The sequence below is a fragment of the Chryseobacterium koreense CCUG 49689 genome, assembly GCF_001045435.1.
GTDB lineage: Bacteria > Bacteroidota > Bacteroidia > Flavobacteriales > Weeksellaceae > Kaistella > Kaistella koreensis.
This window is the reverse complement of the sequence record NZ_LFNG01000001.1, coordinates 141,064-154,112: the sequence shown is the minus strand read 5'-3', so window position 1 is coordinate 154,112 and position 13,049 is coordinate 141,064. Positions and strand designations below refer to the sequence as shown.

Genomic DNA, 13,049 nt, shown 5'->3' with positions numbered 1-13,049 from the left:
AGTGGCCAATATTACCCGAAGTTTTCTTAGCCAATTGCAATTTTCATTATCATAATATTCAGCAGCATAAACGCACTAAGAAATAATATTAAATAAGTAGTTTTCTTAACCTCCTCAAAATTTCTTCCGGCTTTTAAAATTAGGCTTCTAAAATCTTTAGAAATTAATGTTAAAATTGCTGAAAAAAATAAAAGTCCAATTGCTGTTATAACTCCAAATCCAAAAGGTGATTTATCGGTAGAAAAGTTTAAAAAAAACGGGATGAAATCACAAAGCAAGAGCATATTCCACGCGACAACATAAAGTATTGCGACATTTTTCTTGATTGGAAAACCTCCTTGTTTTTGCATTTCAAGAATTGGTTCGTCTTCCATAAATAATGCAGAATTATGATCGTCTAAAAATCCTGTTGCTTTGATCTCTGATATTACCATTGAGGGTTCTTTAAAAGTCCAAAAAATAACTTTGGGATCATAATTGGGGATTTTATGATTTATTTTTATTCCTTGTGCCAGTAAAGGAATGAAATTATAAGTCTCAATTGAAATAATATCTTCAGGTCTAAAAACCAGATTTCCTACAACTGATGCATTAATTTTCAGTATTTTTTTATCAACATACAAGTCGGCTAAAGGATAGGTTGCGTTTGCTCTGCCAATTCTAGCTCCGCCTGTTAACTTATAGTTTTCGTTCATTTTCAACTTATATATTTTTTTTGGCTGTTTTTTAAAAACGACGGTTAACATCCCGAAGCTTTGTGAAGTTCCACATTTAAGGGCTTTGCACAATTTTGCAAAACTTCTTGTTCTACGATGGTTTTTGTTTACGCCAATTTACAAAAATTTGCAGATAATTCTTACTTCCGCATTATGGAAATATTTCTACTAGTTTAAGATAACTCCAAAAAAAACTGCCCAGATTTCAGGCAGTTTTTTTGTTTTGGAACGCGGTGCTAAAATTTCACCATCATCGTCATTTCCTTACCTTCCCGCAAAACGGTTACCGGAAGTTCCTCGCCGGAATTGATTTTTGATAGACACTCCATGTAGGAATAGACTTCCTTCACTTCGCAGGTGCCGATTTTGGTCAGAATGTCGCCCGCTTTTATGCCCGCGTTTGCCGCCGGTCGATTGTCCGTAACACCGTCAATATGGAGTCCGTCTTTGGTATCCGCATAACTTGGCATCACACCCAGACTTACTTTGTATTTCGGGACTGCTTTACTTTGCGACATTTTTGTTTTGGTAAATGGAATTTCACCGGTTTCAGAAATGGCGTTTGCCAAATTGAAAACGTAACCCGTAATCGTGGTCATCGCATCGAAATTGATTTTCTCGGAATCGTCACTCGGTTTGTGGTAATCGCTGTGAGTTCCCGTGAAAAAGAATAACACCGGAATATCCTTTAAATAAAATGAAGTGTGGTCGCTTGGTCCGACTCCCGAACTGTCGATGGCTAAATTAAATCCGGCCGGTTTGTAGCGTTTTACCATTTCGCCAAAGATCGGGGAGGTTCCAATTCCGCCGATGGTCAAATCCTTATCATGGTTTAATCTCCCAATCATGTCGAGATTGATCATCGCTTTGAATTTTTGGTTTTTCGGCAGGTTTTCCGCCATGAATTTAGAACCCATCAAACCGTCTTCCTCGCCGGCAAAGAGTGCGAAAATATAGTTGGCTTTTTCTTTTGCTTTATTTTGTGAAAACATCCTCGCCAATTCCAGGACTGCAGCAACACCGGATGCGTTGTCATCGGCTCCGTTGTGGATTTGTCCGGCAGAATTCATCAGCGTGGAATTATGGTGCTCATTCAAACCCAGATGGTCGTAATGAGCTCCGATAATGATGGTTTTCTCTGCCTTATTGTCCAAAAATCCGATCACGTTTTTCCCTTTCACATTCACGGAAGAATTTTCTTCATGAGGATTCAGCTTCACGGAATAGTCGAAATTCTGATCATAATCTTTCCCCGAAAGTGGCTTTAAATATAACTTTTTAAATTCTTTGGAAATAAAATCTGCGGCCTTCTCCGCACCTTGACTTCCGGTCAATCTTCCCTGAAGATCATCTGAAGCGAGATAGGTCACGGTTTTTTTCAAATTATTCCCGGAAACGATTTCATGAGCGTCGGTGTCGATCCAATCAGCGATGAAAACGTTTGTTTCGTGAGGTTTGTCACCATTTCGGTTGCTGGAAAAAACCAGTTTTTTTCCGTCCGGGGAAAACATCGGAAACGCATTAAATTCGCTTTCGTAGGTGATTTGCCGAAGGTTTTTTCCATCCACGTCAATCGAGTAAATTTGGAAATCGTAACCTCTCGTAGAATGGTGGTTAGATGAAAACAGGATCTTTTTATCAGAAGGATGGAAATACGGAGACCAATTTGCCTTGCCTAAATGCGTAACCTGCTTCAAATCTGTCCCATCAATATTCATCGTGTAAATTTCCATATTGGTAGGAGCTACGAGGTTTTCCGCCAAAAGTTCTTTGTATTCCCGAATATCTTTTTCGGAAGTCGGTCGCGAAGATCGGAACACCAGTTTTTTGGAATCGTGCGAGAAGAAAGCGCCTCCGTCATAACCTAGACCAAAAGTCAGTTGTTTCAGGTTTTTCCCGTCGATGTCCATTCGCCATAGTTCCAAATCGCCGCTTCTGGTGGAGGTGAAAACAATGTATTTTCCATCCGGTGAAACCACTGCTTCTGCATCGTATCCGGGAGAGTCGGTCAGTTTTTTTACAATCTTCCCATTCAGATCCGCCACATAGATGTCGAATTCCGCATAAATCGGCCAAAGGTATTTCCCGTCGGCTCTTGGAGCGGGTTTTGGCGGACATTCCTTATTTGCTTCGTGTGTGGAAGCATAGAGAATGTGTTTTCCATCCGGCATGAAAAAAGAACAGGTCGTCCTTCCATTTCCGGTGGAAATTAACCTCAGATCTTTTGTGCCTAAGTATTGATGATTTAAATCCAGCAAATAGATTTGATCGCAATGTGCGCCGATTTCCGGATTGGTGACCTGCATGGTGAGTTTTTTGCTGTCCGGTGAAAAATAGGCTTCCGCGTTATCACCCCCGAAAGTGAGTTTTTTGATGTTGTTAAGGTTGGTTTCCTGAGAAAATACGAATGTTGAAAAACTTAGTAATGTAAGTTTTAAAAGGGATTTGGATAAAGCCATAAGAATTATTTATTGAGAACGATTCCAAATATACAAATAAAAAACCGCAGCAATACTACGGTTTTTTTTATCAAAAATCATGGGATTTCAATTCATGATATTCATTGATACTAAACGGGTTTCCAAAAATGCTTTGCCAGAAACTTGATGGCAGATTTCCCGGACTTTTCCCAATCCACTGGTATATGAAATTTCTTGAGTTTTCGGCAGCAGATTCGGTTGTGTAGGAACCGGCGTGAATTTTCCTTCATAAGGTGATGCCACATATTGAGCCCCTTCCACAGAAATGCTCTTGTTTTTCTCGAGTTTATAGAAAAGGTTCCCGATCACCTCTGGTCCCGTCTTCACTTCGCTGGAATAGTTGTAGTCGAAATCTTTTCCCGGATGCCGCACATGTCCGCCAGTTTCTGTCACAGTCACATTCTCAAGCGTAGGGTAACAGACTAAATGACCTTTGGAATTAACCCGCAGGTAATTATAAATAACCTGTCCGTTCATATTGGAATTGGGATCGATTATTTTTGTTCTTTCTTTTGCAAAGGTGAATCCCTGCACGTTTACGGTACCTACAATACTTACGGAATCAATTCTACCTGTAAAAAAGTAGGGATTGTTTGGAGCAGTAAAATCTGAATTAGAATACGTCTTGTAAACCCATCTGCTTCCAACTTTAAGGTTGAAAAATTGAACTTCCGGATTGTTGGATGGAGCAGCTGGCTCGTCTGTTCTCTGACAGGAAATTGCGGTAACCAGCAATCCTGCCAATAATAAATGAATAATACTTTTCATGGAGTTATTTTTTAAAAGAACGACAAAAATCAGACAAATATTATACGAATGTAATAAAATATTAAGTTATTGTCAAAAAGAATAGGGATGAAGTTTTAGGAATTCTTAGAACGGATATCCGAAGGCAATATTCAAAACGGGTTTCAGCGGTTGCCAATTTTGAATCACCCATCGGTCACCTAAAGGCTGGTTTGGATCGTAAACTCGATAGGCGGCATCAATCCTCAAAGTGACGTAAGCGATATTGATCCTTAATCCTAAACCGGTCCCAACTCCCATTTGTGAAATAAATTTGCTAAACTTGAATTGATCGCCAAAATCATTTTCCTTTAAGCTCCAGATATTTCCGGCATCAATGAAGAATGCTCCTTCAAACATAGGTGTCATCGGAACGCGGTATTCAAAATTGGTGGTAAGCTTCAGGTTGTCCATTACGTAAGAGCGAACTCTTTCGTCGAGTTGGGAATCGGCAGGACCCAATCCGCCAAAAACCCGCCACGCTCTGATGTCATTGGATCCACCATTAAAATAAGAACGCACAAAAGGCATCGTGCTGGAATTTCCATACGGAATACCAATCCCGATTAACTGCCTCAAGGCGATTGTTTGATTTCCAAAGACGGTGAAATATTTTCTTACATCAAAATCAAATTTCACAAATTGGGAGTACGGAATGTCAAAAATCTTTCTTGAATCTCCCGCAACAACCCCTGCATTGTTTGATTTATTATTGAAGAGCGAAAAAATATTTCCGGCCAATTCTACTTTTCCATTAAAATAAAACGGATTCGGCCGGTCTTTTTTCCCGATTTCATTGTAAGTGAAATTATAAATCATCGACGAAATCAAAACATCCTGTGTTTGACGGTCTTTGTTGAGGAGTGACTGCCGGAAAGTATTAAAGGTTGAAAGTTCATCTCCTGTCAGCGAACCTTGAAAAGTGGTGTCGTCCATAATCATTGCAGAAGCGGCGTCTGTAGTAATTTGCCCGGCCTGAAACTGATCCCAAAGATTCAAGCCGGGACCAACCGAGTACAGCTGAAACATTTCCTTCCTGATAGCGGCGTCTCCCGGGAAGAAATCGTAATACCTGTCCTTATTTTGCGTGAAACTGAGCTGGGTATTAAATAGCGATAAACGGTGAGAAACAATGTCATTTACATTGGCAAAATAATTCAGGCTTCCGTTGAAGCCAATTCTTCCCAAACCGATATTATCCTGAACGGAAGTCCCCAAAATAATGGAAGATGTAGGCGAATATTTTTTCGGAATGAGTTTCCAAGTTTTGAAGGGCAGAAGCAATCGTGGAAAATTAAGTGCAGCCTGTGCAGAAATTTCATAAGCCAAAACTCTTTTTTCTATATCTTTTGAGCTGATCACAGAACCAAAAGTCCCGGAGAGGCTTGTGGAAAGGTTTTCCGCCCCTCCAAATACGTTACGCGTAATTAAATCAACCGATGGCGAAATCCCTAGATTCAAAATCTGCGAGTAACTCACGTCGGTCGCAATCTTGAAGTCATATTTTGGAAGTGGAGCAAGATAGTATCGAACATCAAGAATACTGTCGCTTCCTGCCCGCAAACTCTCTTTGTAGCTCAACATACTGAAATTGTTCATCGCCGAGAAATTCCTTTTGGTCAGGTCCAGATTTTTTTGGTTGTAAATATCTCCATTTTTTAGAATGATTGGCCTCCAAAGAGCCATAGTTTTGTATTCATCATCATGTTTGTAGAAGTTTATTCCCCGCAATGAGTCTCTTTTTGCGGTCAGAGTATCGGCAAGTTTTTCAACAAGGTGCACCCTGATTTCGCCAATCGTGGTTTGTTTATATGGTGAATCTACCGAATCTTTGTGGATGTCCATCGTCAAAGGGACATTCTTTCTGCTTTGCAGGGTGTCTGCTGTGAAATAGATTTCTTCCACGGAATTATTGAAACGGTAATAGCCATGCTCCTTCATCAAATCCCCGATACGCTTCACTTCTTTTTCCAAAACAGTCTGATCCAGGATTTGCTTTCCTTTCACCAAACTTTTAGTTAAGTCTTGTTCGTAAATAGCTTTGATGGCGGGATCCGGAATATTGTAATAATAATCGCTGATGATCGTGGGATCTTTGTGATTGATGAGATAATTGACTTGCGCTTTTTTCGCTGAAGAATCCAAATCATGGGTAAATTTCACACCGGCGTCCCAATACCCTTTGTAAACTAAGAATTTTCTGATGGAATTGGCGCTGATTTCGGTTTTTTGCTGGTCCAAAATGACGGGCGGTTTCCCCAAAGTCTGCATAAATCTTTCGAAAAAAAGACTTTTTCCTTTCCATTCCGGATGTTTAAACTTGATGAAAAGGGAATCCCGAAGATTTTGGTCCCTCATTTCCGAGGGATAAGTCATGTACTCCGCAAGGATGGAGTCATATTTCGGATTGGTGGTATTATACATCCAAAGTCCAAACGGAAAAAGATAAAACGCTTTCTTATTGGGTTTTTGGCTTACGTGGTTTGGAATTTCATCACTCAGAATTTTATTGTCCTCGTATTTGAAATTGTTTTTCGTAAGCAAATATTCGCCGGGCGGAACTTTTCGGGTGCTGCTGCAGGCATACAGAAAAAAGATCGTAATTGCGGGTAAGAAAAATAAATAATACTTTTGAAAATATTTTAAAAAATGCTTACAGCTCATAAAATAAAGGTTTTTCAGTCCCTCGACAAAAAGAAGTTCAGACAAAAATACAATTTGTTTTTGGTTGAAGGCAACAAAACCATCAAAGAAATCCCGAATTCCCATTTCAAGATCCGGGAAATTTTTTCGTTGGATCCATCTGAAATTCCAACCGGCGATTTTGACACAACAAAAATCACGCCCAAAGACTTGAAGAAAATCAGTTTTCTGCAGCATCCGAAAGATTCAGTTGCGGTTTGCGAGCTAGGTGAGGAGAAATTTCTGGCGAACCTGCCCATCCAAATTGTTTTGGACGGAATCCAGGATCCGGGAAATCTGGGAACCATCATTCGGCTTGCAGATTGGTTCGGAATTCCGCAAATCATCTGCAGTGAAGACACGGTCGATCTTTATAACCCTAAAGTGATCCAAGCATCGATGGGATCTTTTTTGCGGGTGAATGTGGTCTATCGCGATTTGGTTGAATATTTGACCCATTCTGATGCCGCGAAGATCGGGACAGATATGGATGGAGAAAATCTCTATCATCATAAATTCCCGGAAAAATTCAATCTGATTTTAGGCAATGAAGGAAACGGAATGCGGCCGGAAACCGAACGACTTCTGACGGAAAAGATCACCATTCCCCGTTTCGGAAAATCCACCGAAAGTCTGAATGTTTCCATGGCGACGGGAATTATTTTAGGACAAATTTTCTCCCACAAAGGATAATCTTAATTTAAACCGGAAAGCTTTTCCTGGTATTCCGCCGCGAATTTTTTTCGGTCTTCTTCCAGTTTTTCCAAGTTATCGGGCAAAATATAATTGAAGAGGATGACCTCGTCGTCATCCACAAAAATGATCCGCTTTTCTTCGCCATCGATCATTTGGGCAAAAATCTCCCACATGGAAGTGTCTCTGTCCTTTAAAAGCTCAAAAAACTGTGTGGCGTTTACCTGTATATTTTTCATTTGAAGAAGTTTGTTTTTAAAATCCTAAGAAACTCAATTTCAGCTGAATCGCGAAGTTTTCTTTGAAATTAGGAGTGGAATAATATCCGACCCTGTAAAAAAATCCAAGATTGAATTGGGAGCCCAGGAAATTATTCCATTCCATGCCGACTTCCTGGTAAAGACGGTCAAGTTTTTGAAAATCAAATTGGTGAAATTCCTCATTTTTCATATCGCCGATGATTCCCTTGTAAGCAAAATCGAAACTGGAGGTGTTTTTGCCAATTGTCCTGAAATACCAAGGAATTCTGTGCGTGAAATAATACCCGAAAAACTTGTCGTTATAATATTTTCCACCTTCCATTGTGGCAAAACCCAGATAAGAAGTGAAGTTGAAGTTCAGGTCTTTTTCCAGATTACCCAATCCGTTGATCGCAAAATGATGCCAAATCGGGACTTCGCCAAATGTAATTCCGGCATAAGTCCGAACTCCGGTTACCCCGATTTTGGTCTTAAACTGATGTTGGGTCAAAAAATCCAGCCTGCTGTAACTCAGATCGCCTCCAAATGCCTTCAAACCTTGCTCAAAGTTTAGGAAGTACTCTGGATAATTTTGTTCGTAAACATATTTTCCGTTCGGGGTCATGATGTTTTTTGATTTCGGGGAATATTTCATGGTAAGTTGGCCCGCAAAATTTTTGAAGGAATTTCCAAGATCCTTGAAATTATAGCCAAAAAGTGCATCTTCTTTGTCATATTTAAAGGCAGAAATTGCAGTGAGTGAATTCCCGATATCTCTTTGATAAGAAAGCCGGAACCCATCATAACCATAGAATTTGTCATTGTTCAAATCTACTCCCGCGTTCATGGTAATCATCTTGAAATTCCATAAAGTCTCGTTAAACCTTCCTGCCGGAACCACATCTCTGTAATGTTCAATTCGGAAGAAGGAATTTCTTTCCAAAGTGGTTCGCACATCGATTCCTGTGGCGTATTTCCATGCTTTGTCTTTAAATCCGTAAGCAAAACGCAAGTCGGGGGAGATGTATCTGTTAAATTTGGAATTCAATTTCACTGCTAAACCTAGTCTGAATCCCTCATATCTGTTATAATTCAGGATTTCCAGGGCGTCAAAATCGAACATTCCAAAGCGGAAATAACCGCTCATCAAACCTGTGATGGTATTGAGTTTTTGGTCCAACTTATATTTTTTTCCCACGCTGTCAATTTTCACGTACGTTGCTTCTTCTCTTTTTGTCAGCGAATCCGTCCTGAACTGGTGAATCAGCGAGCCGTCAAAATTCTTCACGGACATGGAATATCCTTCGAAGTCACGTTTCTTTTCTTCTATCGGCGATTTAAAATCAAAATAGTCGGCGGTCATGAAAACGTAATTTCCGAATTTTTCCCTGTTTTTATTTTCGATTTTTTCGCCAGTTTTTTCGTCCTTTTTATACTTTTCGTCCAGATAGGTCATGCCCATCCGCACTTTGAAATTCTCTTTCTGCAGGAACCATTTTCCGTTGAAGAGTTTCCAATTGCTGGTAATATTTCCTTCGCTTTTCTTATTGCTTGTGCTTTCAATTTTCCTTAATGCGTAGTTTTCGGCATCCACGTAGATATAACCGTTGAATTTTCGTCTTTTCGGCATCACCTTGTTATTGGCCATTCGGAATCTGATCACGTAATTTTCCCGACCGTCAATTTCAATGCTGTCCGTCAGATAATAGCGGTAAAGTGAATGATTTTCTTCCCGTATTTCGCGTGGGATTTTGTTTCGGTTGCTCCTCAAGGCGAGCATCTCATAAACCGGTTGTTGTAGTCCCGAAACGCGGTTATCCAAAATATTGACCTTTTCACCAAATTTTTTAGAATATAGAAATTCCGACGCCCTTTCCCAAAGAAAAAGTTTGCTTTTGGCAGCGATTTTCATCAAATTCACGTCTTCCAGAGAATCCTTTTTCTTTTTCGCCGATTGCTTTCTTTCCGGAAGCTTTTTCAGGGAATCCAGTTTCAGGTTCATCGCGGATTCGTAAAGCTGGATGCTGTCTTGGTCGAAGTCGACCGATATTTTTTCGTAGGATTTGAAGGAGTAAGAATCCAGGCTTTGAGGGGAATTTTGCTTAAAGTTATCGTTCACTTTTCTGATGATCGCCAAAGCTTTCGGATCGCTTTTGTCATTGATGATGACGGCTTCAATCGATTTTGTTTTCGGATCTTCTTTAAATAAAGAAATTGCCATGGTTGGCTCAACCTGCACTTCGTCCTCATAAAAACCATTTGCCTTAATCTGCACTATTTTGCACTTGGTGCCAAATTCTAAAACTCCTTTTGCGTCGGTCTTCCCAAGCAATTTTCCTTTGCAGGAAACGGAAGCACCCGAAATTGGTGCATTGGTTTCGGATTGGGTCACGGTGATTTTCGACTGCCCGAAGATTTGAAAGAAGACGGAAAAGAAGAGTAGGGCATAGAGTTTTTTCATATTGGCAAAAATATTCAAAAAAAAATTGGAAAAAAAATGCGACTTATGTGTGAATACGTTGCTTTTAAATCTAATTTTATGCGAATAAATACTTTGGTAATCCACAAATAAATAATAATTTGGCAAAATGAAAAAAACAATTGTAGTAATTACCATATTGCTTAATGTCATTCTTTTTTCGCAGACTAAAGCATTAACGGAAAATGGAAAAGAGGTGGTACTTCTTGAGAATGGAACATGGAAATTTGTCAACGAAAGTGATGCGAAATCGCTGGAAACCATTTCCACGAATGAGACTTTATTTGAAAAAAGTACGGATGCAACGTTTTTGATCAAAAGTAAAAAGATCGATGCAGGGTTGTTTATCAATCCGAAAAAATGGAAAATTGGGACCAATATTCCAAATACGTTGAGATACGCTGAATATACTTTCACGCTTCAAAATAATCTGAATAATGTGATGGCAGTGATGTCCACAGAAAATTTTCCGATTTCTAATTATAGAAGCTTAAAGGAAGTTTTACTTTCTAATATTCAGAATAGTGCAGATTATTTTAGGTTGAAAGAATCAGAATATCGTACTGTAAACGGATTGAAGGTGCTTTACTTGCGGTATGCAATTAATACAAAGGGATTAGATTTCGAATATGCAGGATATTATTTTTTGAATGATGAAGGATATACCGCAATTGTCGGATTGACTTCGCAAAGGGACTTTGAAAAATTTCTGCCGGATATTCTGACTTTAATTAATGGCATTTCATCTGCCGAAAGACAAAAAGGAAGCGAATTGAAAGAATATGTCTCTCCGCCACCGCCAATGCCCAAAAAATAGATAGAACGATATCGGATTTCTCTTATAATTGGTTGGAGCTGATCAAGAAATCCGTCCCCACTTATTTTTCCCTTTATATTGCTTCACATAGTAATTCCTTAAAGAAAGGTATTCCGGTTTTTGAAGATGTGGATCGTGCAGAATCAGTTCATCTACGGTATTTTTTGCGAGTTTGATGATGTTTCCATCCGCAACCAAATTCAATTTTTTGAAATCTACCACGCCACTTTGCTGTGTTCCCAAAATATCGCCGGGTCCGCGAAGCTGCATATCGACTTCGGAAATCTTGAAGCCATCGTTGGTTTCTGTCATCGTTTTGATGCGGGTTCGGCTTTCTTTTGACAATTTGTCGGAGGTGAGCAAAATACAGTAACTCTGCTCCGCTCCGCGTCCCACTCTTCCGCGAAGCTGGTGAAGCTGCGAGAGTCCAAATCTTTCCGCACTTTCGATGACCATTACCGATGCGTTGGGAACATTTACCCCCACTTCAATTACCGTGGTAGCAACCATAATCTGAGCTTTCCCCGATGCGAAATATTTCATGTTGGTTTCTTTTTCCTCGGGTCGCATTCTGCCGTGAAGCATTGTGACATTATATTCCGAATAAAACTCCAAAATATGGTCGAAGTTTTCCATTAGATTCTTGTAGTCCAAAGTTTCGGATTCTTCGATCAGCGGATAGACGAAATAGATTTGTCTTCCTTTTTCAATTTCCTCTTTCGCAAAACGGAAAACGGAGAGCCGGTCTTTGTCTCTTCGGTGCGCAGTGATAATCGGCTTTCTTCCAACCGGCATTTCATCAATAACTGAAACATCCAGATCGGAATAGAAACTCATCGCCAAAGTTCTGGGAATCGGAGTTGCGGTCATCACCAATATATGAGGTGGAATCTTGTTTTTAGCCCAAAGTTTCGCTCGTTGTGCAACACCAAATCGGTGCTGTTCATCAATGATGGCTAAACCTAAATTCTTGAACTGTACCACATCTTCCAAAACAGCGTGAGTTCCCACCAATATTGAAAGTTCACCATTCAGTAATTCTTGATGAATGGTTTTTCTTTCTGAAGTCTTGGTGGAACCTGTTAGCAAACGAACTTTGATACCTGTATTTTCTAAAAGTTCAGAAATTCCGTTGAAATGCTGTTGAGCCAAAATTTCCGTGGGGGCCATGATGCAGCTTTGAAAACCGTTGTCCATGGCGATTAACATGGAGAGTAATGCGACCATAGTTTTTCCGGACCCCACATCGCCTTGCAATAGCCGGTTCATCTGGATCGGTTTTTTCAGGTCTGTGCGGATTTCTTTCAGAACCCTTTTTTGCGCGTTCGTCAATTCAAACGGCAGAAAATTTTCATAGAAATGATTGAAATTTTCACCAACAACAGGAAATGGGTTTCCCACGACAGAAGTCTTCTGGTGTTGCTTTTTCAAACCGTATCCCAGCTGGAAAAAAAAAGCCTCTTCAAACTTTATTCTTCGGTTGGCGTATTCAAAATGTGCCAAATCTTTTGGAAAATGAATGTTATAGAATGCCGTGATTCTGCCTATCAATTTTAGCTTTTTCATCATGGAATCGGGCAGGTTTTCTTCAATTAATGATGGAAGATTCCTAAGGATTTCCATGATGGTAATCTGAAAAAACTTATTGCTGATGCCACGTTTGGACAATTTTTCACTTCCCGGATAAATAGGAAGCAATGTTCCTGAAAGTGCTTTTTTTTCGTCCACTTCGATTTCAGGATGAGCCATGGAGAAGTTTCCGTTAAACAGGTTCACTTTCCCGAAAATGAATATGTCGCGGTTGATTGGAATCTGGTCTTTCATCCACTTGGAGTACCGGAACCAAACCAATTCCATCGTTCCGGATTCATCACGGAATTTTGCGACTAAACGCTTTTTCCCTTTTCCATAACCTATTTCCTGAACGTCTGTAATTTTACCCTTTAACTGAATCTCTGCATCGGGTTCTTCTACCAAATTGCCTATTCTATGAATTTTGCTCCTGTCAATATATCTTAACGGATAGAAAGTGAGCAGATCTTCCACAGTGGAAATTCCCAAGACATTCCTGATGAATTTGGCTCTTTCCGGACCGACTCCTTTTAAAAATTCTATGGAAGAATCTAAAGTCAATTTGAGGTTTGTAATTTGAAGGCT

9 protein-coding genes are annotated in these 13,049 nt (G+C 39.8%); 2 read left to right on the top strand and 7 right to left on the bottom strand.

Translation table 11 applies throughout. The features are described 5' to 3' along the window. Window positions 1–26 precede the first annotated feature (26 nt). From ACM44_RS00650 to tamL, 4 genes are all read right to left on the bottom strand, one after another. The gene (locus tag ACM44_RS00650) at window positions 27–695 is read right to left on the bottom strand and encodes a hypothetical protein (protein ID WP_048498288.1); all 669 of its coding nucleotides are present in this window, start codon (window positions 693–695) and stop codon (window positions 27–29) included. 257 nt (window positions 696–952) lie between these two features. Next, the gene (locus ACM44_RS00645; RefSeq protein WP_048498162.1) at window positions 953–3,175 is read right to left on the bottom strand and encodes a M20/M25/M40 family metallo-hydrolase; all 2,223 of its coding nucleotides are present in this window, start codon (window positions 3,173–3,175) and stop codon (window positions 953–955) included. A gap of 87 nt (window positions 3,176–3,262) precedes the next feature. After that, a complete protein-coding gene (locus tag ACM44_RS00640; protein ID WP_048498161.1) occupies window positions 3,263–3,964 on the bottom strand; it encodes a hypothetical protein in 702 nt (233 codons plus the stop codon). A gap of 105 nt (window positions 3,965–4,069) precedes the next feature. After that, entirely contained in the window at window positions 4,070–6,646 is a 2,577-nt protein-coding gene (gene tamL / locus ACM44_RS00635; RefSeq protein WP_083993608.1) for a translocation and assembly module lipoprotein TamL, read from the bottom strand. On the opposite strand from tamL, the gene ACM44_RS00630 reads away from it, so the two are divergent. Then, window positions 6,632–7,357 carry an RNA methyltransferase gene (locus tag ACM44_RS00630; RefSeq protein ID WP_048498160.1) on the top strand — a complete coding sequence of 242 codons (726 nt, stop codon included), beginning with the start codon at window positions 6,632–6,634 and terminating at the stop codon, window positions 7,355–7,357. The genes tamL and ACM44_RS00630 overlap by 15 nt on opposite strands. Before the next feature lie 2 nt (window positions 7,358–7,359). Here the strand turns inward: ACM44_RS00630 and ACM44_RS00625 are convergent, their stop codons facing one another. Then, window positions 7,360–7,596 (bottom strand): hypothetical protein, encoded by a 237-nt coding sequence (locus tag ACM44_RS00625; protein ID WP_048498159.1) that lies wholly within the window; start codon window positions 7,594–7,596, stop codon window positions 7,360–7,362. Between the two features lie 16 nt (window positions 7,597–7,612). Next, on the bottom strand, window positions 7,613–10,057 hold the full coding sequence (locus tag ACM44_RS00620) for a DUF5686 family protein (protein WP_048498286.1): 2,445 nt from the start codon (window positions 10,055–10,057) through the stop codon (window positions 7,613–7,615). Window positions 10,058–10,184: 127 nt separating this feature from the next. On the opposite strand from ACM44_RS00620, the gene ACM44_RS00615 reads away from it, so the two are divergent. Further along, window positions 10,185–10,892: a hypothetical protein gene (locus ACM44_RS00615; protein WP_048498158.1), complete on the top strand. Its 708-nt coding sequence runs from the start codon at window positions 10,185–10,187 to the stop codon at window positions 10,890–10,892. Window positions 10,893–10,934: 42 nt separating this feature from the next. Here ACM44_RS00615 and recG read toward each other — a convergent pair whose 3' ends face one another. After that, the gene (recG, locus tag ACM44_RS00610; protein ID WP_262486464.1) at window positions 10,935–13,040 is read right to left on the bottom strand and encodes an ATP-dependent DNA helicase RecG; all 2,106 of its coding nucleotides are present in this window, start codon (window positions 13,038–13,040) and stop codon (window positions 10,935–10,937) included. Between the last annotated feature and the right edge of the window lie 9 nt (window positions 13,041–13,049).

Coding starts and splice junctions, on each gene's coding strand:
- ACM44_RS00650 (WP_048498288.1), bottom strand. CDS start 695: ATGAACGAAAACTATAAGTTAACAGGCGGAGCTAGAATTGGCAGAGCA.
- ACM44_RS00645 (WP_048498162.1), bottom strand. CDS start 3,175: ATGGCTTTATCCAAATCCCTTTTAAAACTTACATTACTAAGTTTTTCA.
- ACM44_RS00640 (WP_048498161.1), bottom strand. CDS start 3,964: ATGAAAAGTATTATTCATTTATTATTGGCAGGATTGCTGGTTACCGCA.
- ACM44_RS00630 (WP_048498160.1), top strand. CDS start 6,632: ATGCTTACAGCTCATAAAATAAAGGTTTTTCAGTCCCTCGACAAAAAG.
- tamL (WP_083993608.1), bottom strand. CDS start 6,646: ATGAGCTGTAAGCATTTTTTAAAATATTTTCAAAAGTATTATTTATTT.
- ACM44_RS00625 (WP_048498159.1), bottom strand. CDS start 7,596: ATGAAAAATATACAGGTAAACGCCACACAGTTTTTTGAGCTTTTAAAG.
- ACM44_RS00620 (WP_048498286.1), bottom strand. CDS start 10,057: ATGAAAAAACTCTATGCCCTACTCTTCTTTTCCGTCTTCTTTCAAATC.
- ACM44_RS00615 (WP_048498158.1), top strand. CDS start 10,185: ATGAAAAAAACAATTGTAGTAATTACCATATTGCTTAATGTCATTCTT.